Raw genomic sequence first — 25,482 nt, 5'->3', positions numbered from 1 at the left:
TAATTCGAAAATCGCCATATATCTATCCCCAACCTATGCCAGTTCAGCTTCTTGAGCATTTCCCTCAGGTTCGCCCTCGGCGTCAGCTGGGGCATTGAGATCGAGCTTGTTCAGATCCAAAAACATCACCGGGTGCTCACGGTCCCGATTTTCCTCGGTATCCAATAGCGTGAAACCCAGTTTGTTTTGGTAGAACCCTACGGAATCCGCCTTTGAGTCGGTTACCAGAAACCTACAGCCCACGAATTGTGCGATCTGGTGTACCGCTAGGGCGATAGCGAACTCCATCAGTGTCTTACCAATGTTATGACCGGCGTAGCCGCTATGAGTGGCTAAGCGGGCTACTTTGAGCGCCGATATCGATTTGTATCGATTGGCGGCCTCGCAATCCTCTAGCGGATATGCCCCGTCGAGATCGATCTCGCTGCAGGTGAGCGTCACATAGGCGATGACGCGCTTCCTCGCCTGCTGGTTGTTTGGATCGGGCGGCACGATGGCCGCATATGTGACGGCCACATTGTTGGTTTGGAAGTCCAGCGCATTATTCTGGATGAACGACTTCAAGGGCCTCAGATTTATATCTGGGCCCATTGAAAATCTGTTGGTTTGGTGTTCGGCGTGCAGCTTTTCTATGAAGTAATCGACGCCTACCTGCATCTGAACTCGCTTATTAACGAGGACGCGCGCTACCTTGCTGACCGAAAACCTGGCTCAGGAGATCGCGGCCACGGGCATACGAAGCCTGGGCTTTTGGATTTGGTTTGTCATCGCGCATGTGTTGCACGAAGCGGGCAGCGTCAGCATCAGTCAGCTCAACGCGGCTGAAGGTGTCGCTTTTGATAGCCATTCTGAATCTTTCCTTGCAGTGGTAAGCACTGCGCTTGAAGGATCGTTATTAACGATTCGTCGGCCGAACGCGGTTTTGCTCCGCTGTACTGTTCTGTATTCGGCTTTGTATGGTGCCACCTCATTTGAACACGTTCTATCACTATGTCAACTGGTTCGGTGTAACCAATTTCCAAGCGCTGGCCTTCGAAACGACGCCTGAACCGGGCGTGCTTTCAGTAACCTATTCATTGACAAAAGGTTTTGTTGCTACTGAGGGCTTCGTGGGCGCCATTGTCCCGGAGCTATTTGCCACCTTTACCAAGCGCCCAGTGGCGCTATGCGCAGCACTGTAGTCGTGAAAAACGGGGTCAGACCACGATTTTCGTTATTTATCTGACCCCCTATTCCCTGACCCCCCTATTCCCGATGCGCCGCCGTCTTCGAGCGGCGAAGGGTGAAAGCCTCGGTCAAGGCTGACGGTTTCCCCGAAAGTCTGGCCGCAGTTCGCGCCTTGGCCGGCTATTTACCTGGCCGATGCGCTGAACGACACGCTCACAGAAGGCGATTTCGGTCGAGATGGCCACCTCGGCATTGATGGAGCAGCACGCGGGCCGCTGGCCTACCCCGTCGATGGCCAAGGGCATTCTGTGAGGTGGGGAGGTCGGCCAGATGATTCTCAGATTTATTTTCTTGATCAATAAATGAGGGACCGTGCACAAGAGTGCTAGGTTTGAATACAACACTTCCTCAGTCAGCAATGCTTCAGTGTCGAGCCAATACACATCCAAAGGAGCCCCCGGTAATGGACCTACACAATGAGTTCGAAAACAGCAAATTCTTCCACCGCACCCGTATCGATCGACGCGCTGCCGATGCCTTGGTGGGAATGGCCGCTGGGATTACGGCGGACGGTGTAGTGAATACCAACGAAGCCGTTTTCCTAAAGCAATGGTTGGAAAACAACCTCGCCCATCTGAATGACCCGGTGATCAATCTGTTGTATTCGCGTTTGGCGTCCATGCTTCAGGACGACGCTCTGGACCCGGATGAGTCTCTTGAACTGCTGAACATCCTGAGTAGTTTTTCTGGCGTGGGCATTGAGAGAACGAAGGCCGGCGAAGCTGTTGCCGTTGCTCCAACGGACCTTCTGTTCAATTCCCCAGTCCATGATTTGGTGTGGGATGGCCGAATGTTTGTATTTACAGGCGTCATGGCCTTTGGGCCGCGCAAAGATTGCCAGTCATTGGTTGAGGAGCGTGGCGGTTTGATTGGGGGTGGGGTGAGTAAGAAGGTGCATTACCTGGTGGTCGGTAGCGTGGGTAATGAGCAGTGGCTCCACAGTACCTATGGAACGAAGATCATGAAGGCAGTGGAGCTGCGGGAGGCGGGGGCTTCGATTGCCATTGTGGGTGAGGATCACTGGCAGAAGATGTTGTTTGGTTGAGCCGGCCTAGGAAAGGCTGCCCGTTGTCTTGGCCGAAAGATTGTCGGTGGGTTTGACGGCCTCATCGCGAGCAAGCTCGCTCCCACAGGTTTTTCAGGGGGGTGGATAAAAAGTGGACACTCCAGAAACAACAAAGCCCTCGCATTTCTGCGAGGGTTTCATTTTGTATGGTGGCACCAGACGAACGGTAGCAGTCAGCGGGGCTAGGTTTTCTGCGGGTCTGGAATTCGATGGAAAATTTAGCGTACCCCAACTAGTAACTATAAATTAATCAACTGGTTATGGCGTTTAGTGGAATCGAATCGAGGATTTGTGCTGCATCATAGAATTGCTGATTTTGAGCTCCCATAGCCTTCTCTGTGTCTACTCGGCATTGGCGAAATTCGCAATTTACGCATGCTTCTTGAGGCAGTGGACTTCCGACTTGGCTGGGAGTCAATTGAAGTCTAAAGTGTATGTGCTGGCGACTTGCCAGTGTCAATAGGTGAGAAACATGGAGCGTTACAAAAATCTCAGTGGTCAGTCAAATGTGGTGGCATATGAACTGGCCCACGGGTCGATATCCGTAGAGTTCGCCTCAGGAGCCTACAGAACCTATGTGTATGATTCCAATCGCCCCGGGCCAGTAATGGTCGCGGAGTTGCAGCGACTTGCGGTGGCAGGCCGCGGACTCAATAGCTATATCTCAAGAGTGGTTAAATCAAATTTTTCTCGTAAATATTGACTTGTATCATTTATGAGGCGGTAGCGGCTAACCGCTACCATCTCGAGTAGATTTTGGGCGGACCTATGCTGAAACCCAACGAAATGTACTCTTTTGATTTTTTCAACATTAACTCAATGCCCGGCTCCTATTTGATATTAATGAGGAAAACGGGGGCAGACCATAAATAATAGTGTCTGCCTGTTCATTGCAGCCAGTAACCGTGGTCTGTCCCAGTTTTCCCCAGTTTCCCTATAAATTAAGGCGCAGCACGCGTTGGCCAGTTGTGGATTTTCACCTAACGATTGAGTTTCCAGGGTTTTCCTAACCAGTCAGTAATTAGATGCATGGCCCGCAGATAGTATGGTCTGCCTCACTTACAGTCAGAAGTTGTCTGGGTGCCGACACTGACCTGACAGTTTGCTAACAGTTAAAAACTAGCTCTAATGCATTGAAATATAAGGTTTTATAGAGGTGAATTTTCTCACTTAAACTTCTTGCGCACTTTTGATGGGGGCGCCGGAAAAAACTCCCGTGTGTACTGTGGGTGGGCTCGATGCGTACAGACACTCTAGTAGAGCTCAATTTTCTGGGATGGTCAGGTGAGATCGGTGAGGATGTCCGGGTTTGTATTGTTGCGCTTTAGATGACCAGTAACCCACTGACACATATCTGCCATATTGATAGCGTCGTCGAAAGTAACGTTAGATTCCAGCACGTGAACTGCAGAGTTTCTAATTCGGCGCAGTTTTTCCAGCGTATTAAAGGTCACTCGGTCCACGACGCCTGCTTTGTACAGTTCACGAATTAGCAGCATGGGCGCTGGTTTACCGCTTATGCCCATTTTCATCGCAATGTCGCGGAGTTCGGTCTCAACGGGTATCCAAGCACTGAGCACTGCAGCTCGTGGGTCTGCCTCAGCAAGTGACTTGAAGCTCAATGGAGGCTCTTCAACTGGCAGGTTTGGGGCTTCGCCTTCGGCGCCTACCTGATCTCTCACGGCTTCCAACTGTCCACCGATGTCGATCTGAAATTCTTTGTATTTCAGTGTGCGGATTAGCAGCATCAGCTTTGCAAGCGGATCTCGCATGATACAGGCAAGGACTACAACGGCGGTCGGCCAAGCAATTGAGCTGATTATTGAGGAGAGAAACTGCAGCCAATTCATGGTCTTAGCACCTTTCAAAGAGCGCTTGTTACGTCGCTTATTACGTGCGACGCAAAAAAAAAGGCCTGCATCGCTGCAAGCCTTCGTTTTGTATGGTGCCGGCACCAGGAGTCGAACCCGGGACCTACTGATTACAAGTCAGTTGCTCTACCAACTGAGCTATACCGGCGTGTGGGCGACGATTATAGCGATTGGGGGCGTTCTGTAAACCCCTGAATTCTGACTATTTTTGCACTACCCATACTCAAGCGCGGTGCAGCAGGTTGCGCAGTTTGTTCAGGGCTCGCCAGGTGCGGCTGTTTTGCATCGCCTGGAGTTGGGCTTCGGCCTGTTCAGCCCGTTGCAGGGCGGCGCTGAGCTGTGGGTCTGCGTCGTCGATGGGGTGGCTGAATTTGTGGCCTTTGCAGAGTTGGAAGCCGTCGAGGTTGCACGGTGGGATGTCGAAGGCGGGTTTGAGGGCCAGGTGTTCGTCGGCGAGGTAGTAGGTGTTGATGCCGTCGAACAGGATGGACTGATAACCGGCGTCGGTCACCAGGGTTTCCCAGGTCTGGTCGCGGGCCCATGGGGTTTCGATGAGGATGATCCAGGGGCGCCAGCGGCTGAAGTCCATGCCGCGCAGCACGGTTTCTTCGTGGCCTTCGACGTCGATTTTCAGGAAGTGGATGGGGCGGTCCTGGGCGTATTGCTCGCAGATGGAGGCCAGGGTGCGGGACTGGACGGTCTGGTTGGTTACGTTCATGCCGGCGTCGCGGTGCTGTTGGGCGACGCTGGCTTCTACCGTGGACAGGCCCGTGTCGGCGATGGTGTAGAAGGTCAGGCTGTCGGCGTTTTCACCGGCTACGCATTGCAGGTTGGTGTCGTCGGGGCGTTGCTGGCAGAGGGCGTCGTAGTAGGCCGGCACCGGTTCGATGTTGATGCCGCGCCAGCCGCGGTCGTAAAACGCTCGGGTGACCGAATCATCTGTCGGATGGTTGGCGCCGACGTCGAGGTAAAAGCCGTTTTCCACCGATTGAAGGGCGCGCCACAGGCGTATGTCTTCGAAGTTCTGTGCGTAGGAAATGAACGTCACGGCCAGTCCTTGAGTGTGTCGGCATTGTGTCAATCACGATACGTTGGGCTGTTGTATAGCACGGGCGCGGTGGACGCAATTACTGGCGCGAGGCAGCACTGAATTCGGCGGTTATGTCGTTTTGCTTAGACGCTTATGCACAACGGGCAGGATGAGGCGCAGGGTATCTTGCGATTTTGTGACCGCTTTCGCGTTTCGCCGCAAATCCCTGTTTTCATGGTTATTTATCCATGTGAACAAAAAATGACCAGCGTTGATTAGGTCAAGAAATCGCGAATTTCTTGGATCCAGGTTTATTTCATCAACAGAGTTATCCACAGGGTGTTTCGTCTCAGCAACGCTCTGCCAGCAACATCAGATTGCGCGGCGTCAGCGGTGTTTCGCAGAAGGTGCCAAGGCGAACCTCGTAGCCTTTTTGACTGAGGAAAAGCGCCCGGTCCAGCACCAGCCAAAGCTCCAGTGGCCGCCGGAAAAGGCCTCGCAACAACTCCAGGTTGCGCACCTCGGCCAGGCGCTGATGGCCTGCGGCTTCCAAGGCGACCCAATCAGGCGTGCCGACTGTGGATAAGTCTTTCAGGGCCGCCAGATCGATGCAGTATTGGGCGAAGGATTTTTCCAGCCAGGCGCTGGGCAGTGAGGGGGTGGGCAGGTAGTCGTCGCACCCTCTGATGTGTCGTTGCAGCAGGTCGAAGGCCAGGCGCCGGGCCATGGATTGGTCCCGCTGTCTTCTGACGCGCGCGCCAGCGGTGACGGTTTCGGTCAGCGGCAGGCTGAGATCGTCGAGCGACAGCTGTAGGGCAGAGCCTTTGGCGGCGTCGGACAGTGCTTGATAACGCTCGGTGTTGGTGCGGTTGTAACAGCACGGTGCGATAGCCAGTTGTGCACAACCAGCGGCGCTGGCCAGCTGCATCAAGCGCACATGCAGGTCGCCGCAGGCGTGCAGGGCCACAGGCGTGTGTCCGGGGTGGAGCGCCTGGGTTGCGTCCGCCGCCAGCACGTCTTGTTGCAGGTGCGTGGCGGGCAGGTGATGGCGCAGGCTCAGTTGTTGGCCGCTGGCGACCAGTGCGGGGTCGTATTCCAGGCAGGTCAGTTGTTGCTCACCGTGCAGCAGGCGTCGGCCGAGGTGGCCTTTGCCTGCGCACCAATCCAGCCAATGGGTCGGTTGGGTGGTGAAGTGCAGGCGGCTGGCGAAGGCTTCGATCTGCTGCCATTTGCGTCCGGGTACGTCGACGTTGAGGCGATGGCTTGGTGCTTCGAGCGTGCTGGCTGGCAATTCTGCGACAGCGCTCAAGGCACGGGAGATAGCGGCCCATTCCGGGAATGGCGCTGGCGCGTCTTCCATCAACCACGGCTGATGATGGTCGTTTTCTGCAGCTTCCAGCGAACGCTGGCGTAGCCATCGGGACAATTCCGGGTGGGACGTTTCCCAAGGCAGTTGCAGATGGGTGAACGGACGCGGTTTCCACAGTGCCTGGTGCGCCGTGAGAAAAGTATCCAGCGCCGTGAAGCGGGCGAGCAATGCCTCGCCCGTCAGCACGCCGCTGTCAGCGCCCTTGGCAGGCATCGACGCGCAACCAGCGCTCCAGCTGCTTGAAGCCTTGCACCAGGACGAAGGACATCAACAGATAGAACATGCCGGCCGCGAAGAAAATCTCCACCGGCATATAGGTCCGGGCAATGATGGTACGGGCCATGCCGGTGAGTTCCAGCAAGGTCACCGTACTCGCCAGGGCACTGGCCTTGAGCATCAGGATCACTTCGTTGCTGTAGGCCGGCAGGCCGATGCGCGCGGCGCGGGGCAGCATGATGTAGAACAGCGCCTTGGGCCGCGACATGCCCAGGGCCCGCGCGGCTTCGATCTCGCCACGAGGGATGGCCTGGATCGCACCGCGCAGGATCTCGGCGATATAGGCGGCGGTGTGCAGGGTCATGGTGGCCGTGGCGCACCAGAACGGATCCCGCAGGTACGGCCACAACGCACTGCTGCGCACGGCATCGAATTGCGCCAGGCCGTAGTAGACCAAAAACAGCTGTACCAGTAGCGGCGTGCCACGGAAAAAGAAGATGTAGGCGTAGGGCAACGCCCGCACCTGCCACAGGCGCGAAGAGCGGGCGATGCCCAGTGGAATCGCCAGCAGCAGGCCGGCGATCACGGCGATGGCCACCAGCTCCAGGGTCAGTGTCGCGCCCTGTGCCAGCTTCGGCAGCCACTTGATGATGACGTCCCAGTTCATTGGGTGCTCCTGGTAAATCCACGGGCGGCGCGTCGTTCCAGCAGATGCATGCCGATCATGGCGAACACTGTCAGGCCCAGATACATGAATGCTGCGACCATATAGAAGGTGAACGGTTGTTTGGACACGGTCACGCCGATTTGCGCATGGCGCATGATCTCTTCCAGGCCGATTACCGAGACCAGCGCGGTGTCCTTCATCAGGATCATGAACAGGTTGCCCAGGCCAGGCAGGGCGATGCGCCACATCTGCGGCATGATCAACCGGGTGAAGATCCGCCACTTCGACAGGCCCAGGGCGACGCCGGCCTCACGGTGGCCCTTGGGGATCGCCAGGATCGCGCCGCGAAACACTTCCGTGGCGTAGGCGCCAAAGCACAGGCCCAGGGCAATGACCCCGGCGGCAAAGGCGTCGAGGGCGAGGTCGGGTTTGCCGAAATACTCACCCAGGGCACGCATCAGGTTGACGGTGCCGAAATAGATCAGCAGCACCCAGAGTAATTCCGGGATGCCGCGAACCAGTGTCGAATAGGTGCCACCCAGCCATTGCAGCGGCTTGTACGGCGAGGTCTTGGCCAAGGCGCCGAGCAGGCCGAGCACCAGCCCCAGGCAGAGGGCCGTGAGCGCCAGTTTGACGGTCATCAGCGCGCCGGCGGCGAGCGCCGGGCCGAATCCGTAGAGATCGATCATCATGGGTAAGAGTTCATATCGCGGCAGGCTTTGCTAAGGGCCGGCGTTGCCAGGGAACAGCGCCGGCCAGGCACGTCAGTATCAATAGATGCTGAACGGGAAGTACTTGTCGTTGATCTTTTTATAGGTGCCGTCGGCAATGATTTCCTTGAGGGCGGCGTTCAGCTTGTTGCGCAGCTCGTCGTTACCCTTGCGCACCGCAATGGCAATCTTGTCGCCTTCCACCACCGGGTCGCCCTTGAATTCGTAAGCACGGCCAGCTTCGGTTTTCAGCCAGTCGTAGTTCACGTATTTGTCCGCCAGGATCGCGTCGACGCGACCGGAGGTCAGGTCCAGGTAGGCGTTTTCCTGGGTGTCGTAGAGCTTGGCGGTGATATCGCTGCCCAGTTCGTCTTCCAGCCAGGTACCGGCGAGGGTAGAGCGCTGTGCCCCGATGACCTTGCCCTTGAGAGACTCTTTATCGACTTTGAAATCGACGTTTTTCGGTGCGATGAATTGCAGTTTGTTGGAGTAGTACGGGTCGGTGAAGTCCACGGCTTGCTTGCGCTCGTCGTTGACCGACAGCGAAGAAATCAGGAAGTCGAACTTCTGGGCCAACAGGGCGGGAATGATGCCGTCCCAGTCGGAAGTGACCACTTCGCACTCGACTTTCATCTTGGCGCACAGGGCATCGCCGATGTCTTTATCGAACCCCACGACCTGGCCGCTGGCGTCCTTGTTGTTGAACGGAGGATAGGCCGCTTCGATGCCCATCTTCAGCTTGTCGGCCGCCATGGCGCTGGCCGAAAAGACCAGGCTGGCCGCTGCGGCCAGGAGGAATTTCTTGTAGGTCTGCATGTGTACTGCTCCGTTAGCGGTTGCTGGACATGAATTGTTTGCAGCGCGCCGAAAGCGGGTTCTCGAAGACCTGCTGTGGCGATCCTTGCTCCTCGACCAGGCCTTGATGAAGGAACACGACTTCGCTGGAAACCTGACGGGCGAACCCCATTTCATGGGTGACCAGCAGCATGGTGCGTCCTTCCTCGGCCAGGGCGCGGATCACACTAAGTACTTCCTGGACCATTTCCGGGTCAAGGGCGGAGGTGGGTTCGTCGAACAGAATCACCTTGGGCTGCATCGCCAGTGTGCGAGCGATGGCGGCGCGTTGTTGCTGGCCGCCGGACAGTTCGGCCGGGTAGGCGTGGCGCTTGTCGGCGATACCGACCTTGGCCAGCAGGGCTTCGGCCACTTCGACGGCTTCGGCCTTGCTCTGGCCGAGCACCCGGCGCGGCGCTTCGATGATGTTATCGAGCACGCTCATGTGCGGCCAAAGGTTGAAGTTCTGGAAGACAAAACCGATCTCGCTGCGCATGCGGTTGATCTGTTTGCCGTCGGCGGCCACCAGTTCACCGTTCTTTGCGGCCTTGAGCTTGAGCTCTTCGCCGGCCACCAGGATCTGGCCCTGGTTAGGGTTTTCCAGCAGGTTGATGCAGCGCAGGAATGTGGATTTGCCGGACCCGGAGGATCCGAGGATCGAGATCACATCGCCGTCGCGGGCGGTCAGCGAGACGCCTTTGAGCACCTCCAGCTGTCCGTAGCGTTTGTGCAGGTTGCGGATTTCAAGCGCGGGCGTGGCCTGGGCCATGTGCGGTCCTCATGGTATGTGCTCCCTTGCTGTTGGCTGCCTTCCTTGGCGAGGCGGCCAAGCTAGCATGCGTCCGAATGGCCGCCAACAGCGCTACGGGCGGTAAACCGGTGATGTGCGGCAGGTTGTCGCATCGGCGCAGCAGACTGTCGCGCCATCAACAACCTAACGGCCGTTTGAACCTGGTTTACCGGTGAAAAGTCCGGGGAGTCGCTAAAAAAAGGCGCGATGGTGCCAGCTTTGAGCGGGGGTTGGAAGGGTTAAACGGATGAGCGTTGCCGCGATCAAAAGTCTGTTGGGTTATTCGGGCGCGTCCCACAGTATTTTGAGAACCTCTCTGAAGCTGACCCATGCAATTTTGAAATCCGCCTGCACTTCAGGGCTATGAAGCCAATGCTTCGCTGCTTCCTGATCGATATCGTCAGCCCAACTTCGGTAAGCGATCAGGGTATTTTCGACCAGGTTTTGGACTGCCATGGCCTCGTTTTCGGCATTTTGACTGTCCAGAAGCTCGGGCTGTTCATCCGTCATCGCAATGAGTAATCCGAGCATCCTGACCATCATGTCGATGCGCCCCGTCTTTTCTTCGGCGTCTTGCATCTCATAAAACAACGATAAGAAGTCTCTGGGCGGTTCTGTGAATTCGTCTTGCAGGGCATCCAGGACGTACGGATCGTCGTACTCGGGAAGGTCAAACGTGGCGGCAGCAGGCTTGGTACGGCTGACGCGTATTTGCTTGGCTTTTGCTTTTGCACGCTTGGCGCGTTTTTGTTGCTTGTTCGCGGAGGCCATGGGTGTGGTCCCGTTATTTGTAAGTGGAAGTTAGATATTGGCATCGAGCATGAACTCGATCCATTGGAATCAGTTAAAAGCATAGGGCAATGAAGGGGCATGTAAATGGTATATGCCGGCTGTGGGACGGGGTTCGTCCTAGTCAATAGTCCCAATCGATCTAAACCTTAACCCGCTACGGTGCTCCAAAAAGAACTCATGTGAGTTGTTTCCAGAACCTGGAGTCCTCGCCATGAAGCTCATTCATTATCTTGTATTACCTTTCATCGCCATCAGCATCCTGCTGTTCCCCATCGCCGTCAACGCCACCAACCTCGCGCCCATAGACAACGCAGGCGTGCAGGTCCAACCCATGCAGCAGAACGGCATCACTTACCTGTCGGGCGGTATCGGTGAGGATGAAGCCCGGGCCATCGGGCAGGCCCAGGGTTACAACTTGCACATGACATTCGCGGTTGGCCCGGAAAACAAATACATCCCGGATGTGGAGGTCACCGTCCAGAACGCGTCGGGGCAAACGCTGCTGACGCTGGATGAGGCCGGACCGCTGGTTTACGTGCAACTGCCGCCGGGCAAGTACAGCGTGGTGGCGACGCGCAATGGTGAGGCGCGGCGCGACACTGCTGAGGTAGGCAGTGGAGCCGCGCGCAACCTGGTGTTCCATTGGAACGGTGACGAATAACCGGCCGGTTTATTCGCTGGCGGGTTCTTCCAGGGTCTGGCGGTAGCGGTCCAGCGCCTCGCTGAAGTCCTTGATGAACTCCGGTGTGCTGAGCCAGCGCTGGGCGGTCTCACGGTCCATTTCATCGACCCACATGCGGTAGTCCACCAGCATGTCGGCGGCCAGGTTGGTCGCCGCCATGCTTTCGTTCTCGGCGTTTTTCAGGTCGAGCAGGCCTGGGCGTTCGATGATCATCTCGCTCAGGGACGCGAGCAGCGTATCGAGCATTTCACTGCGGCTGATGGCCTCGGCTTCGCGCAGCTTGGCGAACAGTTCCAGCACGTAGACCGGTGGCTGGGCGGTGGCGTGGGCCGGGTCGCCATACATTGGGATCGATTTGCGCCCGGTCATGCGGATTTGCTTGGCTTTGTCTTTGGCGCGCTTGGCGCGTTTTTGCTGTTTGTTCAGTGAGGCCATTGGGCTTCGGTTTCCAATTCGTTAGGGGAGGTCCGCAACACCTGGATTGGAGAAGAATGGGCTGCGGCCGGTGACGTGCAGGATAGCGTTCTTGGGGTAGGCGCTGCTGAAAAAACACACTAAAGGCGGTTATTGGGTGTCGGCTGTCACGTCTTCAAGGCGCGCCCGTTCGCGATCCAGCTCGTTGCGCAGCTCTTCTTCCGTGGGCAGTACGAGTTGGTATTGGCTGGCGAACAAATGTTCATGGCCTTGCAACACGGAATAACGCACCACCGAATCGTCTTTGCGCGCACAGAGAATGATGCCCACGGTAGGTTTGTCGTCAGGGCCGCGCTTGAGATCATCGTAGAGACGTACATACATATCCATCTGGCCGATGTCCTGGTGGCTGAACTCGCCACGTTTGAGATCGACGATCACAAAGCACTTGAGCAGGTAGTTGTAGAAGACCAGGTCTAGGTAGAAGTCTTTGCTGTCGGTGCTGATGCGTTGCTGACGGGCAATGAAGGCGAAGCCCTTGCCCAGCTCAAGCAGGAAACCCTGTAGCTGGTCGATCAAGGCCTGCTCCAGGTCCGTTTCCAGTAGTGTGCCGGCGTTGGGCAGGCCGAGGAATTCCAGAACCACCGGATCCCTGACGATGTCCCGGGGGCCGAGGTTCATCTCCTTGATATGGGTGCCGGCTTCCTGCTCCACCGCAGGCCTGTCGCGGCTGGCCAGCAAGCGTTCGTAATAGAAACTGCCGATCTGGCGTTCCAGGGCGCGGGTGGACCAGTTTTGAATGGCCACTTCGTTCATGTACCAATGACGGGCGACGTCGTGTTCTACGCGCAAAAGCGTGCGGTAGTGGGTCCAGCTCAATTCGGTACGCACTGCGTTCCAAATTGGGAACTTCTGATAAAAGTCTCGCATGTGCCGTAGGTTGCGTTCATCAAATCCCTTCCCGAACCGCTCCGTCAGCACTTTCGCCAGTGACGGCAGCAGCCGTGTCCCATAGGCCGCCCGTTCGGCGCCGCCTTGTTCGAATTCAATGATATGCCGGCCGATCTGCCAGCAGGTTTGTACCTGGAACGTATCGACGGCACGCAGAACCTTCTGGCGTGCCTGGCGAATCAGCTCACCGAGTTCGTTGATCAAGGGGGCGAGCTGTGGGTCATCTTGAGGCAGCATTGGCGTCATCGCAGTGTCCAGCCATTGAGAGGGGCGGACCGCAAGGATGCTCCGGGCGACGTTTCGATGATGCCGGACGGGGCTGATTGCTTGGGAGGAAAAATAACTGGTTTACGCAGGACGGGTATGACGCCGCCCCATGTTGGTTGACCTTGGTTTGTAGGAACTATCCCTGCAGTCTGTCATCCCCTCTGGCCCCTTGGGTGACAGTCAGACCTTACCTTGCGCGAGTGCCTGGGATGCAGCCACATAATCGGCCTGGAACTGCTTGCTCTCCACCCAATCCAGCGCGGTCTGCTCATCCACACCGGTGGTCAAGCGGCGGTATTCGATCAATGCGGTAAAGATGAAGTCGGTCGCTTCTTCCTCACCTTCCTGTTCCAGCACCAGTTCCAGCAGTGGATGCCCCAGGAAGACCGTGCACATGGCCTGTTGGCTGATCTTTTCGGCAGCGCCCATGAGTTGGAACATCTCCGTCAGGTCCACGGTTTCCAGATCGATGCGCTCGTCGTTCGGGTCGAGGAAATCGTTCGGCGCAGCAGCACGCTTGGTACGGTTCTGCTTGGCTTTCGCCTTGGCGCGCTGGCTGCGCTTCTGCTGTTTGTTCGCCGATGACATGGTCGGATTCCTGATGGATAAGGCTATCTATCCTACAGCTTCAGTGGGAGTGCTTCGAATCTCAATCCACTACGAAGAGCGTAGCCCCCGATGAAGTGGAGGATCGATGGGGCTCGGCCTGGTCGGCTACCTGGTAGCTCATGCCGGGCTTGAGCAAAAATTGCCGGCCATCTTCAAGTTCAGTATTGAGCTCGCCCTTGAGGCAAAACAGGATGTGGCCCTTGGTGCACCAATGGTCGGCCAGGTACCCCGGCGTATATTCCACCATCCGCACGCGAATGTTCCCGAACTGTTGGGTGCGCCAATAAGCGGTTCCGGTGACGCCTTTGTGCTCGGTGGGTTCGATGGTTGACCAATCGGTGGTGCCAAAGGGGATGCCGGTGATGTCCATGTCGACTCGCTTGCTGGAGGGGAGCGGACGAATGTAGCCGAGTCGATAAGGCGGAGGAAGAAAATCCCGGACAATAAAAAACCCCGATCAATTTCTTGATCGGGGTTTTCGGTATTTGGTGCCCAGAGACGGAATCGAACCGCCGACACGGGGATTTTCAATCCCCTGCTCTACCGACTGAGCTATCTGGGCAACGGGGCGCATTAAACGGGTTTTTCAGGGGGGCGTCAAGCAAGTTTTCAAAAAATATTTAACTATTACCGTCGCTTACGATCCGCCCCCGCACTGAGCAGCTTATTCGGACGGCGGTACGTAGCCTTCGGCCTTGGCGTAATCTTCGCCGGAAAAGTACTTGTCCATCTCGCCCTGAAGGTATTTGCGATCTTCTGCGTTCATCATGTTCAGGCGTTTTTCATTGATCAGCAGGGTCTGGTGTTTCTGCCAGTCGGCCCAGGCCTTGGCCGAGACGTGGTCGTAGATGTCCTGGCCCTTGGCACCCGGGAACGGTGCACGTTCCAGGCCTTCCAGTTCTTCTTTGTACTTGCGGCACATGATGGTGCGGGTCATTGCAACTCTCCTGCGTTCATTACGGCGGCCGCGCGTTCGAGCAAGGTTTTGACCGGGGCGGCAAGGCCCAGGCGCGGCGGGGTGGCGAGGTTATACCAGAGCCAGTCGGCCTCGGCCACGTGATGGCCGGTTTCCCGGACCCGGACCAGCCAGGGTTCGATTGCCAATTGGAAGTGGCTGAAGGTGTGCACCAGGCTTGGCATTTCCTGTTGGCTGCCCAATTCCAGCGAGTGTTGCAGGGCCAGATGCTGCAGGTCGTCGAGGTCGTCGAGTTCCGGCAAGCTCCACAGACCGCCCCACAGCCCCGTGGAAGGGCGACGGTAAAGCAGGATCGCGCCCTCGTGGTTCGCCAGCATCGGCATCAAGGTGCGCTTCTTGGGCACCTCCTTGCGAGGCTTGGGAATCGGGTAGCGGGTTTCCAGGCCCAGCATGTGGGCCTCGCAGCCTTGCTTCAGCGGGCAGAGCAGGCAACTGGGCTTGCTGCGGGTACAGAGCGTGGCGCCCAGGTCCATCATCGCCTGGGTGTAGGCGTTGACGCGGTCCTGTGGCGTGAAGCGCTCGGCGGTGGCCCACAGCTGTTTCGCAACCTTGGGTTCGCCCGGGTAGCCTTCCTGGGCGGTGAAGCGTGCCAGCACTCGCTTGACGTTGCCATCGAGGATCGGTGCCCGCAGGCCCATGCTGATGCTGGCGATAGCGCCGGCGGTGGACAGGCCGATCCCCGGCAACTCGGTGAGTTTTTCCACGTCCCGGGGAAATTCGCCGCCGTACTGTTCGACGACGATTTTCGCGGTTTTCTGCAAGTTGCGCGCACGGGTGTAATAGCCCAGCCCGGTCCACAGGTGCAGCACTTCGTCCTCCGGCGCGGCGGCCAGGGCTTGGACGGTGGGCAGCGAGGCCATGAACCGGTCGAAGTAGTTGAGCACGGTACTGACCTGGGTCTGCTGCAACATGATTTCCGAGACCCACACCCGATAGGGTGAGATGGCTTGTTGCCAGGGCAAATCGTGGCGCCCGTGGCGGTCGAACCAGTCCAGGACAGCGGTGGAAAACTGCTCGGCTCTCATCGCTTGAACAGCCCCTTGAGCGCATCTTTGAGTTCGGGGCTGACCTTGTCGCCCAGCTTCTCATCGATCTTGTCGCCGAGACGGTCACCGGCCAATTTCGCCGCGACCTTGCCCAGCCCGTCGTTGTCCAGGCGGCAGGCCTTGGCGCCCAGTTCCAGCGGGCCACGGCAGCGCAATGGCCATTCGACGTCGACGTAGCGTTCGTTGACCTGGCAGGCCGGGTCGGGCATGTCGCTCTTGTCGCCTTCGACGATGACGCCGACGCGATAATCCATGCCCAATACCCGCAGGTCGATGTCGCCGTTGCCATTGACGGTCATGCCAGGGATGCGGACTTTCAGGTCCGGGTTGTTGGCAACGCCATTGTTGAAGGTGAGATTGCCGTTGAGTTGCTGGAACGGCGTGTCCTTGCCCCGGGGTTCGCCGCTGAGGGTCTTGCGATTGAGGGTGGCGATGCCTTTGCACAATTGCTGTTCGAGGTTGGCATTGAGCAGCACGCCATCGTTGATGACGAACCCGGCGGTGCCGTTGAGGCTGTCGATCAGGGCTTTCTGGCTATTGCCGCTGGCGGTGATCGCGCTGTTGACGGTGACCAGGCCTTTGACCGGCGGATTCTTGCCTTGGCTTTCGATGATCTTCTCGGCAGGGACCCGGTTGATGCGCGTTTGCAGGCTCAGCTGTGGCGTAGGCTGGCGCACGTCGAGGGTGCCCTTGGTTTCGAAGTTGCCGCTGTACAGGTCGCCTCGCAGGTTCTCCAGGGTCAGCAAGCCGCCCCGGCCGGTGGCCTTGAGCGCAGCGTTCTGGATCGGCAGTTTATCGAGGGTCAGTTGCCCGAAGGTCAGGTCGGCATCGAGGTCCAGCTTGCTCAGGCGTTCCACCGGAAACAATCGATCGTTACTCCAGGCGCCCTGGGTCGGGGCGTTTGGCAGCGGTGTACTGCCAGCACCGGCCATGGCGCTGGCTTCGGTGTTGCTGACTTCGGCTTCGCGGGCGGCCTTGGAGCTGTCGGCTTCGGCGGACTTTGGCGCCAGGTAGCGGTCGACGTTGAACGTGTCGGCCTTGAGCTGCGCGCGCAGGGACTGCTTGGCGAAGTCTTCCACGGCGATGCGACCGCTGAAGTTGCTGTCGTCCACTTTCAGGTTGATGTCGTTGAACTCGACACTGGTTGGCGTACCGGCAATGCGGCTGGACAGCTCGACCTTGCTCAGGCTGCCTTCGGCCATGGCCGGGAGTTTCTGGCCGACGCTGTCGACGAACTTCGCCAAGTCGAACTGGGCGATCGACACCCCGCCATTCAATTGCGGGGTCTTGTCGAGGTCGTTGACTTTCAGTTCACCCAAGGCGCGCAGTTGATTGAGCGACAGCTTGATGCCGGTCCATTCGGTGACGTTTGCGGCTTTGTCCAGGAACAGCTGGCCTTGGGCGGCGAAGTTCAGGGTCTTGCCCTGCAAGGGGTCGCCGGTGGCTTCGCCGGACAGTTTCAGGTCTTCGAACTTGTAGCGCTGCAGGGCGCGCTCGAAGCGCAGTTCACCCGTCACTTCGGTGCGTACGCGTACGGCTGGCTGGTTGCTGGAAAGGAATGCGGTCAGGGTGACCGGGATGTTGGTGGCGTCGTGGACCGGGCCGGTGCTCAGTTGGATGCTCTCGGCCGTGAACAGCTTGCCGGTCTGCTCGTCGGTGTATTCGACCCGGGCGTTGTTCACGGTCAGGCTGTCGATATCCAGGCGGGTCGGCTGGGCAGGTTTTTCGGCCGGGGTGCTGGCGGGCGGGGCCGCTTGTTCTGCCGGCACCGGTGCCGGTGCGTTCGCCGTCGTCGCAGAGGCCGGCGCCTTGCCGATGTCTTCCCAGTTACCGTGCCCGTTCTTGTCACGGTTGAGCCGCAGGTTCAGGCCTTCGACCCGCACATCGCTCATTTGTACTTCCCGGCGCAGCAGCGGTATTACCCGGACCGAAAGGCCGAGCATCTGCAGGTCGGCGAAAGGCTGGGTCGGACTGGCCAAGGTAGCGACGCTGGCGTCGTGCAACTCAAGGCCCAGCCATGGAAACAGGCTCCAGCCGATGTCGCCATTGAGGGTCAGCTCGATGTGGGCCTTGTCGCGGGCTATCTGGCGGATCTCTTCTTTGTAGTCGTTGGGATCGAACAGGTGGGTCAGGGCAAAGCCCAGGGCCACAATGATCAGCAACAGCCCGAGAAGTACCAGACCCAGGATTTTGCCGAACGCTTTCATGGGCGAATCCTTGTAGGTTGAGTTCAAAATTTAGTCGGGAGTATAACGTCCTGAGTTGGCGGCGCGTTGGGGGATCGTTTCTCGATTCGCCGCCGCGCGGTCCCCGTGGCGAGGGAGCTTGCACTCACAGGGCCGTAAATGCTGTGTAACAGCCGTGTAGGAGCCGTGTAGGAGCTATGTAGGAGCTATGTAGGAGCTGTCGAGTGCAACGAGGCTGCGATCTTTCCTCCAACACTTGAGTCTCAAGCGAAAGATCAAAAGATCAAAAGATCGCAGCCTTCGGCAGCTCCTACAGTGCAAGTCCCCTCACCACAGGATTTGTCTCCAGTCATCGATTAGCTTTCATTAAGCGGCATCTTCAGCTTGGCCGCCAGCGCCTGGGCTTGCATATACCCGGCCGGGGCCAACAAGTGCAGCTCGGCACCGTTTAGCGTGGCCATTCGCCGAGCTTCGCTCACCAGCCGTTCAGCCACGCCACGGCGACGGGTAACGTTTCGTACGCACAGGTGGGACAAGCGCCAGGCGTTCTGGTGCCGTTGCAGGCGTGCTGCACCGAGCAGTCGGTCATTGAAGCGTGCCGCGATCAACGAGCCTTCCTCGAGGCATTGCGCGATCAATTGCGTGGCATCGCTAAACGGTTCGAACAGCCAGGCCGGGGCATCCCGGTAGATTTTCTGCAGGTCCTGCTGGTCCTGACAGCTGGCGTCGGTAATGAGCTCGACAACGATGGGCATGGAAATTCCTGAAAAAATAAATCGTTAGCCCCCTATAGAAAGCGAGCAGACGTGCGATAAGACAGATGGCACGAAAAAGGTGATATCACTTTGGTTTTTCTGCCACGAGCAAATGGTAACCTTTGCCCGTTCGTCCGTCCTTCTGCGACTTGATGTCGCACACTATGGAGCTTCACCAGAAAATACAGCCATGCCTGCGTGCAATGAAGGCTGAGGGTGAGGCGTGGCTGACGGACCATTCCAATAACTGGGGGATACACAAATGAGCACGAGCATCACGGCGGACGGCATCGCCGACCAGCCAGCGTTCCTCTCCAAGGAACGTATCATCGCCAAGCCCGGTTTCAACCGGTGGCTGGTTCCACCGGCCGCACTGGCCATTCACCTCTGCATCGGCATGGCCTACGGCTTCTCGGTGTTCTGGCTGCCACTGTCCAAAGCCTTGGGTGTCACCAAGCCTGTGGCCTGTGCACCGGATATGAGCTTCATTTCGCAAGTCTTTTCGTCCCAATGTGACTGGCCGATCTCGATGCTCGGCTGGATCTACACCCTGTTCTTCATCTTCCTGGGTTGCTCGGCAGCCATCTGGGGCGGCTGGCTGGAACACGCCGGGCCACGCAAGGCCGGCGTTGTATCGGCATTGTGCTGGTGCGGTGGCCTGCTGATTTCCGCGTTGGGTATCTATACCCACCAGATCTGGCTGATGTGGGTCGGTTCCGGGGTGATCGGTGGTATCGGCCTGGGCCTGGGCTACATCTCCCCGGTGTCGACCCTGATCAAGTGGTTCCCGGACAAGCGCGGCATGGCCACCGGCATGGCGATCATGGGCTTCGGCGGTGGTGCGATGGTCGGTGCTCCGCTGGCCGCGGCGCTGATGAACCATTTCGCTTCGCCAACCGGCGTGGGCGTATGGCAGAGCTTCCTGGTCATGGCCGCGATCTATTTCGTGTTCATGATCGGTGGCGCTTTGTCGTACCGCGTTCCGCCGACCGGCTGGAAGCCTGAAGGCTGGACCCCGGCACCGAAGAAAGCCGCGAACGCGATGATCACCCATCGTCACGTTCACGTGAACGTGGCCTGGAAAACCCCGCAGTTCCGTCTGGTATGGCTGGTGCTGTGCCTGAACGTATCCGCTGGTATCGGCATCATCGGCATGGCATCGCCACTGTTGCAGGAAGTGTTCGGCGGCAAGTTGCTCGGCAATGACTTGCCTTTCGGTCAGTTGGATGCTGCGCAACTGGGTCAGATCGCGGCCATTGCGGCCGGTTTCACTGGTCTGCTGAGCCTGTTCAACATCGGCGGGCGGTTCTTCTGGGCATCCTGCTCGGATTACCTGGGTCGCAAGAACACCTATTTCGTGTTCTTCGCCCTGGGCTTTGCCCTGTACGCGCTGATCCCGAACCTGGGTCACCTGGGCAGCGTCGCGCTGTTCGTGGCGGCGTTCTGCATCATCCTGTCGATGTACGGCGGCGGTTTCGCCACCGTGCCGGCCTACCTGGCGGACCTGTTCGGTACGCAAATGGTCGGCGCGATCCACGGTCGTCTGCTGACTGCCTGGGCGGCGGCGGGCGTGCTGGGTCCGGTACTGGTGAACTACCTGCGTGAATATCAACTGAGCATCGGCGTTGAACGTGCCGCGGCCTATGACATCACCTTGTACATCCTCGCCGGCCTGCTGGTGCTGGGCTTCCTCTGCAACCTGCTGGTCCGCCCGGTCGCCGACAAGTACTTCATGACCGATGCCGAACTGGCCGCCGAACAGGCGTTGGGCCATGACAAAGGCGCCGACAGCAGCACTTCGCTGGAGTGGAAAGCCGCGCCGGGCACCAAGCCCCTGGCGATCGCCGCCTGGCTGGTGGTGGGCATTCCGTTGGCGTGGGGTGTGTGGGTGACCCTGCAGAAGACGGCGGTGTTGTTCCACTAAGACCGTTGCCCTGACCATCCGGTAAGGGCAACCCTAATGTGGGAGCGAGCTTGCTCGCGATGAGGGCGTGTCAGTCGACATCATGGTCGGCTGACCCACCGCTATCGCGAGCAAGCCCGCTCCCACATTTGCTTTTAAGTGACCTTGAAAACTTGTATGGACATGTCTATCGCCGACAGCGCGGGAGACAACCCGTCAGGGATATCACCTCCCGTGTTTCTGTTTGCCGCTCGCGCCCCTATAATGGCTGCCTTTTTCGCCCAATGATTTTGCGGAGCTGGTGATGGCCGAACGTAAGGCGTCTGTCGAGCGCGACACTCTGGAAACCCAGATCAAAGCCTCGATCAACCTGGATGGCACCGGAAAGGCCCGGTTTGATATCGGCGTGCCTTTTCTTGAGCACATGCTGGACCAGATCGCCCGTCACGGGCTGATCGACCTGGACATCGTCAGCAAGGGCGACCTGCATATCGACGACCACCACACGGTGGAAGACGTCGGTATCACCTTGGGCCAGGCCTTTACCAAAGCCATCGGCGACAAGAAGGGCATCCGTCGCTACGGCCATGCCTACGTGCCGCTCGATGAGGCGCTGTCGCGCGTGGTCATCGACTTCTCCGGCCGTCCGGGCCTGCAGATGCATGTGCCGTACACCCGTGCCACCGTCGGCGGCTTCGACGTTGACCTGTTCCAGGAATTCTTCCAGGGCTTCGTCAACCACGCCAACGTGACCCTGCACATCGACAACCTGCGCGGGCACAACACCCACCACCAGATCGAAACCGTGTTCAAGGCTTTCGGCCGCGCCCTGCGCATGGCCGTCGAGCTCGATGACCGCATGGCCGGCCAGATGCCTTCCACCAAGGGCGTCCTGTAATGCAGACGGTCGCGGTTATCGACTACGGCATGGGCAACCTGCACTCGGTGGCCAAGGCCCTCGAGCACGTGGGCGCCGGCAAGGTGCTGATCACCAGCGATGCCGACGTGATTCGCGAAGCCGACCGGGTGGTGTTTCCCGGCGTCGGTGCGATTCGCGATTGCATGGCCGAGATCCGTCGCCTGGGCTTCGACAAGCTGGTGCACGAAGTCAGCCAGGACCGTCCGTTCCTTGGCATCTGCGTGGGCATGCAAGCCTTGCTCGAGCACAGCGAAGAGAACGACGGCGTCGATTGCATTGCCATGTTTCCAGGCCAGGTGAAGTTTTTCGGCAAGGGCCTGCATGAAGACGGCGAGCACCTGAAAGTCCCGCATATGGGCTGGAACGAAGTGAAGCAGACGGTGGATCACCCGCTGTGGCACAACATCCCGGACCTGGCGCGCTTCTACTTCGTGCACAGTTACTACATCGCCGCCGGCAATGCGCGGCAGGTGGTGGGCAGCGGTCACTATGGCGTCGATTTCGCCGCGGCCCTGGCCGATGGTTCGCGCTTCGCCGTGCAGTTCCACCCGGAGAAGAGCCATACCCATGGCCTGCAACTGTTGCAGAACTTCGCAGCGTGGGACGGGCGCTGGTAATGGCCCGCAAGAAACCGCCGATCCTCACCCTCACGTCCGAGCAGGAGAGTGAAGCGAACCGCAAGATCCAGCGGTTCATGGAGGACCGTTTCGAGCTGGACCTGGGCTCGTTCGAAGCGGCGGAAATTCTTGACCTGTTTACCCGCGAAATTGCTCCGCACTATTACAACAGGGCGATTTTCGATGTGCAGACGCACCTTAAAGAAAGGTTCGAAAGCATTGAAAGCGACTTGTGGGCGCTTGAGAAGAATTAGAGCAGCGGCAAGCTTCAAGCTTGAAGCTGCAAGTATTGGAACGCGTGCCTGCGTGCAGCTTATGGCTTGCAGCTTGCAGCTCTTTGACGAAGGAAAAGCATGCTAATTATCCCCGCTATCGATCTCAAGGACGGCGCTTGCGTACGTCTGCGTCAGGGCCGCATGGAAGACTCCACGGTGTTTTCCGATGACCCGGTGAGCATGGCCGCCAAGTGGGTGGAGGGCGGCTGCCGTCGCTTGCATCTGGTCGACCTGAACGGCGCCTTCGAAGGCCAGCCGGTCAATGGCGAAGTGGTCACGGCCATTGCCAAGCGCTACCCGAACCTGCCGATCCAGATCGGCGGTGGCATTCGCTCGCTGGAAACCATCGAACATTACGTCAAGGCTGGCGTGAGCTACGTGATCATCGGCACCAAGGCCGTGAAAGAGCCCGAGTTCGTTACTGAAGCGTGCCGCGCCTTCCCGGGCAAGGTCATCGTTGGCCTGGACGCAAAAGACGGTTTTGTCGCCACCGACGGTTGGGCTGAAGTCAGCACCGTACAGGTGATCGACCTGGCCAAGCGTTTCGAAGCCGACGGTGTGTCTGCCATCGTCTACACCGACATCGCCAAAGACGGCATGATGCAGGGCTGCAACGTGCCGTTCACCGCTGCGCTGGCCGCTGCCACCAAGATCCCGGTGATCGCTTCCGGTGGTATCCATAACCTGGGTGACATCAAGTCGCTGCTCGACGCCAAGGCGCCGGGCATCATCGGCGCAATCACCGGCCGTGCGATCTACGAAGGCACCCTTGATGTCGCTGAAGCGCAAGCTTTCTGCGATTCGTACGCGACCAGCTCCAAGCTGTAAGCCGCAAGCTGCAAGTTAAAGCACGACCGCGATCTGCTTGGCTTGCAGCTTATAGCTTGAAGCTTGCAACTCTTAATCGGAGATTAAGCCCATGGCGTTAGCCAAGCGCATCATTCCCTGCCTCGATGTGGACAACGGCCGGGTGGTCAAGGGCGTCAAGTTCGAGAACATCCGTGATGCCGGCGACCCGGTGGAAATCGCCCGTCGCTACGACGAACAGGGTGCGGACGAGATTACCTTCCTCGACATCACGGCCAGCGTCGATGGCCGCGATACCACACTGCATACCGTCGAGCGCATGGCCAGCCAGGTGTTCATCCCGCTGACCGTGGGCGGTGGCGTGCGCACCGTGCAGGACATCCGCAACCTGCTCAATGCCGGTGCCGACAAGGTGTCGATCAATACGGCGGCGGTGTTCAACCCGGAATTCGTCGGCGAAGCAGCCCAGCACTTCGGTTCGCAGTGCATCGTCGTCGCCATCGACGCGAAGAAGGTCTCCGGCCCGGGCGAAACCCCGCGCTGGGAAATCTTCACCCACGGCGGTCGCAAACCCACGGGCCTCGACGCCGTGGAGTGGGCGAAGAAGATGGAAGGCCTGGGCGCCGGTGAAATCCTGCTGACCAGCATGGACCAGGACGGCATGAAAAACGGCTTCGACCTCGGTGTCACCCGCGCCATCAGCGATGCCCTGGGCATTCCGGTGATCGCTTCCGGCGGCGTCGGCAACCTGCAGCACTTGGCCGACGGCATTCTGGAAGGTCATGCCAGCGCGGTGCTGGCGGCGAGCATTTTCCACTTTGGCGAATACACCGTGCCGGAAGCCAAGGCCTACATGGCGCATCGCGGTATCTGCGTTCGCTGACCGCTGGACACCATGGCGGGCCCAAGGCACTCTTGGGCACACCATGGATTGCGGTAGCCCGACATGCTCAAACGCCTCGTTCTCGCCTTTGCCGGTGCCATGCTGCTGCTCGCAGGCACCGTCCGCGCCGCTGATACATCGCTGGTGTTGCTGACGGAAAACTTCCCTCCGTACAACATGGCCAAGAACGGCAAGAACTTCGCCCAGGACGAGAACATCCATGGCATTGCCGTGGACATCGTCCGCGAAATCTTCAAGCGTGCCGATATCTCCTACAGCCTGACGCTGCGTTTCCCCTGGGAGCGGATCTACAAACTCGCCTTGGAAAATCCTGGCTACGGTGTGTTTGTCATGGCGCGGTTGCCGGAGCGTGAAAAGCTGTTCAAATGGGTCGGCCCCATCGGCCCGGATGATTGGATCATGCTCGCCAAGGCCGACAGCAAGATCGCCCTAGGCTCGCTGGAGCAGGCGCGCCAATACAAGGTCGGTGCCTACAAGGGCGACGCGATTGCCGAGACATTGGCCAAGCAAGGGCTGAACCCGATTGTTGTGTTGCGCGATCAGGACAACGCCAAAAAACTGGTCAACGGCCAGATCGATCTGTGGGCCACCGGCGACCCTGCCGGGCGTTACCTGGCGCGCCAGGACGGGGTGACCGATCTCAAGACCGTGCTGCGCTTCAACAGTGCCGAGCTGTACCTGGCCTTGAACAAGGACGTGCCTGACGACGTGGTTGCCCGGCTTCAAAAGGCCCTGGATGAACTGCGCAAGGAAGGTGAAGTGGACGCGATCATGGCGCGGTATCTCTGACCGCTGTGCAGGACTGTGCCGCCGCCATCGCTACCGATAAACCCCATCTTTCCCATGCCCGAGCATCGCCCGATTGCTGCGCAGGCTGATCATCGACTTGATGTCGATCCATTCGACGCCCTGGGCCTTGAGCTTGGGTAGTTCGCGTTCGAGCACGGCCAGGGTTTCCGGGTAGGGATGGCCGATCATCACGGCCGAGCCTTGCCGGCGGGCCAGGTCGATAGCGGTCTGGAGCTGGTGGGCGATGGCGGCTTCGGTGCGCTCGTCGTCCAGGAACACGTCCCGCGAGACACTGGCGAGGCCGATCTTCTGCGCCTCGGCGGCGGCGACGGTCTGGGCGCTGGTGCGGCTGTCGACGAAAAACTTGTGTCGCTGCTGCAAGTTCGCCATCAGCCAGGCCATGGCCTGTGGCTGGGCAGTCATGCGGCTGCCCATGTGGTTATTGATCCCGCTGGTATAAGGCACGGCCGCGAACGCGGCGTCGAGGCGCTTGCCCAGTTCTTCGATGGGCAGCTCCGGATGCCAGGCGAACGGCCCGGTGGCCGGGTCCATGGGCATGTGCAGCATGACCAGTTTGCCGGCACGATGGGCTTCACGGGCGAATTCGGCGGCGTGGGGCGTGTCAGGCATGATCGCGGTGGTGACCGGGCCGGGGAGGGCCAGTACCCGGCGATCCCGAGGCAGGTTTTGCCCCAGGTCGTCGATGATCAGGCTCAGGTACGCCTTGTGCGGCGAAGAGGGTGTGGCGGGCGCCGCGTTAACGGCTCCCGCCAGCAGGCACAGCAGGACGAAGGTGAAACGCAGGCCCAT

At 58.8% G+C, this 25,482-nt stretch carries 30 protein-coding genes and 2 tRNA genes; 11 read left to right on the top strand and 21 right to left on the bottom strand.

Going from position 1 to position 25,482, the window contains the following annotated elements; genetic code table 11:
* Positions 1–33: 33 nt before the first annotated feature.
* Together ASC85_RS09760 and ASC85_RS32590 are read right to left on the bottom strand one after the other, a co-directional pair.
* Positions 34–657, bottom strand: coding sequence for a GNAT family N-acetyltransferase (locus ASC85_RS09760; RefSeq protein ID WP_057449170.1), 624 nt, complete (start codon positions 655–657; stop codon positions 34–36).
* 13 nt (positions 658–670) lie between these two features.
* Entirely contained in the window at positions 671–847 is a 177-nt protein-coding gene (locus ASC85_RS32590) for a hypothetical protein (RefSeq protein WP_164488478.1), read from the bottom strand.
* Between the two features lie 124 nt (positions 848–971).
* On the opposite strand from ASC85_RS32590, the gene ASC85_RS32090 reads away from it, so the two are divergent.
* From ASC85_RS32090 to ASC85_RS31010, 3 genes are all read left to right on the top strand, one after another.
* Positions 972–1,181 carry a hypothetical protein gene (locus ASC85_RS32090; protein ID WP_156395629.1) on the top strand — a complete coding sequence of 70 codons (210 nt, stop codon included), beginning with the start codon at positions 972–974 and terminating at the stop codon, positions 1,179–1,181.
* A 449-nt stretch (positions 1,182–1,630) separates the two neighbouring features.
* Positions 1,631–2,272, top strand: coding sequence for a BRCT domain-containing protein (locus ASC85_RS09755; RefSeq protein ID WP_057449169.1), 642 nt, complete (start codon positions 1,631–1,633; stop codon positions 2,270–2,272).
* Positions 2,273–2,765: 493 nt separating this feature from the next.
* A complete protein-coding gene (locus ASC85_RS31010) occupies positions 2,766–2,996 on the top strand; it encodes a hypothetical protein (protein ID WP_082534352.1) in 231 nt (76 codons plus the stop codon).
* A gap of 577 nt (positions 2,997–3,573) precedes the next feature.
* Here the strand turns inward: ASC85_RS31010 and ASC85_RS09750 are convergent.
* The 9 genes from ASC85_RS09750 to ASC85_RS09710 form a co-directional block, all read right to left on the bottom strand.
* Entirely contained in the window at positions 3,574–4,143 is a 570-nt protein-coding gene (locus tag ASC85_RS09750; RefSeq protein ID WP_177343166.1) for a DUF4145 domain-containing protein, read from the bottom strand.
* Between the two features lie 93 nt (positions 4,144–4,236).
* Positions 4,237–4,312 (bottom strand) — tRNA-Thr (locus tag ASC85_RS09745).
* 75 nt (positions 4,313–4,387) lie between these two features.
* Positions 4,388–5,212: an FkbM family methyltransferase gene (locus ASC85_RS09740; RefSeq protein ID WP_057449167.1), complete on the bottom strand. Its 825-nt coding sequence runs from the start codon at positions 5,210–5,212 to the stop codon at positions 4,388–4,390.
* A gap of 331 nt (positions 5,213–5,543) precedes the next feature.
* Entirely contained in the window at positions 5,544–6,776 is a 1,233-nt protein-coding gene (locus ASC85_RS09735; protein WP_057449166.1) for a methyltransferase, read from the bottom strand.
* Entirely contained in the window at positions 6,757–7,446 is a 690-nt protein-coding gene (locus ASC85_RS09730; protein ID WP_039592683.1) for an ABC transporter permease, read from the bottom strand. The genes ASC85_RS09735 and ASC85_RS09730 overlap by 20 nt, the downstream gene beginning before the upstream one ends.
* Positions 7,443–8,138, bottom strand: coding sequence for an ABC transporter permease (locus ASC85_RS09725; RefSeq protein WP_057449165.1), 696 nt, complete (start codon positions 8,136–8,138; stop codon positions 7,443–7,445). The genes ASC85_RS09730 and ASC85_RS09725 overlap by 4 nt, the downstream gene beginning before the upstream one ends.
* Before the next feature lie 78 nt (positions 8,139–8,216).
* Positions 8,217–8,972 (bottom strand): ABC transporter substrate-binding protein, encoded by a 756-nt coding sequence (locus ASC85_RS09720; RefSeq protein ID WP_003196792.1) that lies wholly within the window; start codon positions 8,970–8,972, stop codon positions 8,217–8,219.
* A 13-nt stretch (positions 8,973–8,985) separates the two neighbouring features.
* Complete coding sequence (locus ASC85_RS09715) at positions 8,986–9,759, bottom strand: ABC transporter ATP-binding protein (RefSeq protein ID WP_003196795.1); 774 nt, start codon at positions 9,757–9,759, stop codon at positions 8,986–8,988.
* A gap of 300 nt (positions 9,760–10,059) precedes the next feature.
* Positions 10,060–10,551 carry a hypothetical protein gene (locus tag ASC85_RS09710; protein WP_057449164.1) on the bottom strand — a complete coding sequence of 164 codons (492 nt, stop codon included), beginning with the start codon at positions 10,549–10,551 and terminating at the stop codon, positions 10,060–10,062.
* A gap of 232 nt (positions 10,552–10,783) precedes the next feature.
* Between ASC85_RS09710 and ASC85_RS09705 the strand changes: the two genes are divergently transcribed.
* Positions 10,784–11,233, top strand: a complete 450-nt coding sequence (locus ASC85_RS09705) for a carboxypeptidase-like regulatory domain-containing protein (protein ID WP_057449163.1) — start codon at positions 10,784–10,786, stop codon at positions 11,231–11,233.
* A 9-nt stretch (positions 11,234–11,242) separates the two neighbouring features.
* Here the strand turns inward: ASC85_RS09705 and ASC85_RS09700 are convergent, their stop codons facing one another.
* The 9 genes from ASC85_RS09700 to panM form a co-directional block, all read right to left on the bottom strand.
* Entirely contained in the window at positions 11,243–11,689 is a 447-nt protein-coding gene (locus ASC85_RS09700) for a hypothetical protein (protein ID WP_057449162.1), read from the bottom strand.
* Between the two features lie 129 nt (positions 11,690–11,818).
* The gene (locus ASC85_RS09695; protein ID WP_057449161.1) at positions 11,819–12,865 is read right to left on the bottom strand and encodes a PDDEXK nuclease domain-containing protein; all 1,047 of its coding nucleotides are present in this window, start codon (positions 12,863–12,865) and stop codon (positions 11,819–11,821) included.
* 201 nt (positions 12,866–13,066) lie between these two features.
* Positions 13,067–13,474 carry a hypothetical protein gene (locus ASC85_RS09690; RefSeq protein WP_057449160.1) on the bottom strand — a complete coding sequence of 136 codons (408 nt, stop codon included), beginning with the start codon at positions 13,472–13,474 and terminating at the stop codon, positions 13,067–13,069.
* Between the two features lie 61 nt (positions 13,475–13,535).
* A complete protein-coding gene (locus ASC85_RS09685; protein ID WP_057449159.1) occupies positions 13,536–13,865 on the bottom strand; it encodes a DHCW motif cupin fold protein in 330 nt (109 codons plus the stop codon).
* A 116-nt stretch (positions 13,866–13,981) separates the two neighbouring features.
* Positions 13,982–14,057: transfer RNA gene (locus ASC85_RS09680), tRNA-Phe, on the bottom strand.
* Positions 14,058–14,159: 102 nt separating this feature from the next.
* Positions 14,160–14,432, bottom strand: a complete 273-nt coding sequence (locus tag ASC85_RS09675) for an oxidative damage protection protein (protein WP_003196814.1) — start codon at positions 14,430–14,432, stop codon at positions 14,160–14,162.
* A complete protein-coding gene (gene mutY, locus ASC85_RS09670; protein ID WP_003196816.1) occupies positions 14,429–15,496 on the bottom strand; it encodes an A/G-specific adenine glycosylase in 1,068 nt (355 codons plus the stop codon). The genes ASC85_RS09675 and mutY overlap by 4 nt, the downstream gene beginning before the upstream one ends.
* Positions 15,493–17,724: an AsmA family protein gene (locus ASC85_RS09665; RefSeq protein ID WP_057449158.1), complete on the bottom strand. Its 2,232-nt coding sequence runs from the start codon at positions 17,722–17,724 to the stop codon at positions 15,493–15,495. The genes mutY and ASC85_RS09665 overlap by 4 nt, the downstream gene beginning before the upstream one ends.
* 335 nt (positions 17,725–18,059) lie before the next feature.
* Entirely contained in the window at positions 18,060–18,458 is a 399-nt protein-coding gene (gene panM, locus ASC85_RS09660; RefSeq protein ID WP_057449157.1) for an aspartate 1-decarboxylase autocleavage activator PanM, read from the bottom strand.
* A 262-nt stretch (positions 18,459–18,720) separates the two neighbouring features.
* Between panM and ASC85_RS09655 the strand changes: the two genes are divergently transcribed.
* The 7 genes from ASC85_RS09655 (at position 18,721) to ASC85_RS09625 (ending at position 24,672) form a co-directional block, all read left to right on the top strand.
* Positions 18,721–20,382, top strand: a complete 1,662-nt coding sequence (locus tag ASC85_RS09655; protein WP_057449156.1) for an OFA family MFS transporter — start codon at positions 18,721–18,723, stop codon at positions 20,380–20,382.
* A gap of 283 nt (positions 20,383–20,665) precedes the next feature.
* Positions 20,666–21,259, top strand: coding sequence for an imidazoleglycerol-phosphate dehydratase HisB (hisB, locus tag ASC85_RS09650; protein WP_003186751.1), 594 nt, complete (start codon positions 20,666–20,668; stop codon positions 21,257–21,259).
* Positions 21,259–21,897, top strand: a complete 639-nt coding sequence (gene hisH / locus ASC85_RS09645; protein ID WP_003196824.1) for an imidazole glycerol phosphate synthase subunit HisH — start codon at positions 21,259–21,261, stop codon at positions 21,895–21,897. Before hisB ends, hisH begins: the two co-directional genes overlap by 1 nt.
* Positions 21,897–22,151: a DUF2164 domain-containing protein gene (locus ASC85_RS09640; protein WP_003196826.1), complete on the top strand. Its 255-nt coding sequence runs from the start codon at positions 21,897–21,899 to the stop codon at positions 22,149–22,151. The genes hisH and ASC85_RS09640 overlap by 1 nt, the downstream gene beginning before the upstream one ends.
* A gap of 99 nt (positions 22,152–22,250) precedes the next feature.
* The gene (hisA, locus tag ASC85_RS09635; RefSeq protein ID WP_057449155.1) at positions 22,251–23,000 is read left to right on the top strand and encodes a 1-(5-phosphoribosyl)-5-[(5-phosphoribosylamino)methylideneamino]imidazole-4-carboxamide isomerase; all 750 of its coding nucleotides are present in this window, start codon (positions 22,251–22,253) and stop codon (positions 22,998–23,000) included.
* A gap of 91 nt (positions 23,001–23,091) precedes the next feature.
* Positions 23,092–23,862: an imidazole glycerol phosphate synthase subunit HisF gene (gene hisF / locus ASC85_RS09630; protein WP_014336099.1), complete on the top strand. Its 771-nt coding sequence runs from the start codon at positions 23,092–23,094 to the stop codon at positions 23,860–23,862.
* A gap of 63 nt (positions 23,863–23,925) precedes the next feature.
* A complete protein-coding gene (locus ASC85_RS09625) occupies positions 23,926–24,672 on the top strand; it encodes a substrate-binding periplasmic protein (protein WP_057449154.1) in 747 nt (248 codons plus the stop codon).
* A 30-nt stretch (positions 24,673–24,702) separates the two neighbouring features.
* On the opposite strand, the gene ASC85_RS09620 is transcribed toward ASC85_RS09625, so the two are convergent.
* Positions 24,703–25,482, bottom strand: coding sequence for a divergent polysaccharide deacetylase family protein (locus ASC85_RS09620; RefSeq protein ID WP_057449153.1), 780 nt, complete (start codon positions 25,480–25,482; stop codon positions 24,703–24,705).

This window comes from Pseudomonas sp. Root401 (genome assembly GCF_001425105.1).
Taxonomy (GTDB): Bacteria; Pseudomonadota; Gammaproteobacteria; order Pseudomonadales; family Pseudomonadaceae; genus Aquipseudomonas; species Aquipseudomonas brassicacearum.
The sequence above is the reverse complement of the archived record's forward strand: the minus strand, read 5'-3'. Positions and strand labels throughout refer to the sequence as shown.

Excerpts from the sequence above, each read along its gene's own strand:
- ASC85_RS09620 (WP_057449153.1), bottom strand. The coding sequence starts at position 25,482 with ATGGGCCTGCGTTTCACCTTCGTCCTGCTGTGCCTGCTGGCGGGAGCC.
- ASC85_RS09750 (WP_177343166.1), bottom strand. The coding sequence starts at position 4,143 with ATGAATTGGCTGCAGTTTCTCTCCTCAATAATCAGCTCAATTGCTTGG.
- ASC85_RS31010 (WP_082534352.1), top strand. The coding sequence starts at position 2,766 with ATGGAGCGTTACAAAAATCTCAGTGGTCAGTCAAATGTGGTGGCATAT.
- ASC85_RS09705 (WP_057449163.1), top strand. The coding sequence starts at position 10,784 with ATGAAGCTCATTCATTATCTTGTATTACCTTTCATCGCCATCAGCATC.
- ASC85_RS09695 (WP_057449161.1), bottom strand. The coding sequence starts at position 12,865 with ATGACGCCAATGCTGCCTCAAGATGACCCACAGCTCGCCCCCTTGATC.
- ASC85_RS09735 (WP_057449166.1), bottom strand. The coding sequence starts at position 6,776 with ATGCCTGCCAAGGGCGCTGACAGCGGCGTGCTGACGGGCGAGGCATTG.
- hisB (WP_003186751.1), top strand. The coding sequence starts at position 20,666 with ATGGCCGAACGTAAGGCGTCTGTCGAGCGCGACACTCTGGAAACCCAG.
- ASC85_RS09655 (WP_057449156.1), top strand. The coding sequence starts at position 18,721 with ATGAGCACGAGCATCACGGCGGACGGCATCGCCGACCAGCCAGCGTTC.
- ASC85_RS09725 (WP_057449165.1), bottom strand. The coding sequence starts at position 8,138 with ATGATGATCGATCTCTACGGATTCGGCCCGGCGCTCGCCGCCGGCGCG.
- ASC85_RS09730 (WP_039592683.1), bottom strand. The coding sequence starts at position 7,446 with ATGAACTGGGACGTCATCATCAAGTGGCTGCCGAAGCTGGCACAGGGC.
- ASC85_RS09690 (WP_057449160.1), bottom strand. The coding sequence starts at position 13,474 with ATGTCATCGGCGAACAAACAGCAGAAGCGCAGCCAGCGCGCCAAGGCG.
- ASC85_RS09700 (WP_057449162.1), bottom strand. The coding sequence starts at position 11,689 with ATGGCCTCACTGAACAAACAGCAAAAACGCGCCAAGCGCGCCAAAGAC.
- ASC85_RS09710 (WP_057449164.1), bottom strand. The coding sequence starts at position 10,551 with ATGGCCTCCGCGAACAAGCAACAAAAACGCGCCAAGCGTGCAAAAGCA.
- ASC85_RS09665 (WP_057449158.1), bottom strand. The coding sequence starts at position 17,724 with ATGAAAGCGTTCGGCAAAATCCTGGGTCTGGTACTTCTCGGGCTGTTG.
- hisF (WP_014336099.1), top strand. The coding sequence starts at position 23,092 with ATGGCGTTAGCCAAGCGCATCATTCCCTGCCTCGATGTGGACAACGGC.
- hisH (WP_003196824.1), top strand. The coding sequence starts at position 21,259 with ATGCAGACGGTCGCGGTTATCGACTACGGCATGGGCAACCTGCACTCG.
- ASC85_RS09755 (WP_057449169.1), top strand. The coding sequence starts at position 1,631 with ATGGACCTACACAATGAGTTCGAAAACAGCAAATTCTTCCACCGCACC.
- ASC85_RS09685 (WP_057449159.1), bottom strand. The coding sequence starts at position 13,865 with ATGGACATCACCGGCATCCCCTTTGGCACCACCGATTGGTCAACCATC.
- ASC85_RS09715 (WP_003196795.1), bottom strand. The coding sequence starts at position 9,759 with ATGGCCCAGGCCACGCCCGCGCTTGAAATCCGCAACCTGCACAAACGC.
- ASC85_RS09760 (WP_057449170.1), bottom strand. The coding sequence starts at position 657 with ATGCAGGTAGGCGTCGATTACTTCATAGAAAAGCTGCACGCCGAACAC.
- ASC85_RS09640 (WP_003196826.1), top strand. The coding sequence starts at position 21,897 with ATGGCCCGCAAGAAACCGCCGATCCTCACCCTCACGTCCGAGCAGGAG.
- ASC85_RS09720 (WP_003196792.1), bottom strand. The coding sequence starts at position 8,972 with ATGCAGACCTACAAGAAATTCCTCCTGGCCGCAGCGGCCAGCCTGGTC.
- mutY (WP_003196816.1), bottom strand. The coding sequence starts at position 15,496 with ATGAGAGCCGAGCAGTTTTCCACCGCTGTCCTGGACTGGTTCGACCGC.
- panM (WP_057449157.1), bottom strand. The coding sequence starts at position 18,458 with ATGCCCATCGTTGTCGAGCTCATTACCGACGCCAGCTGTCAGGACCAG.
- hisA (WP_057449155.1), top strand. The coding sequence starts at position 22,251 with ATGCTAATTATCCCCGCTATCGATCTCAAGGACGGCGCTTGCGTACGT.
- ASC85_RS09625 (WP_057449154.1), top strand. The coding sequence starts at position 23,926 with ATGCTCAAACGCCTCGTTCTCGCCTTTGCCGGTGCCATGCTGCTGCTC.
- ASC85_RS32590 (WP_164488478.1), bottom strand. The coding sequence starts at position 847 with ATGGCTATCAAAAGCGACACCTTCAGCCGCGTTGAGCTGACTGATGCT.
- ASC85_RS09675 (WP_003196814.1), bottom strand. The coding sequence starts at position 14,432 with ATGACCCGCACCATCATGTGCCGCAAGTACAAAGAAGAACTGGAAGGC.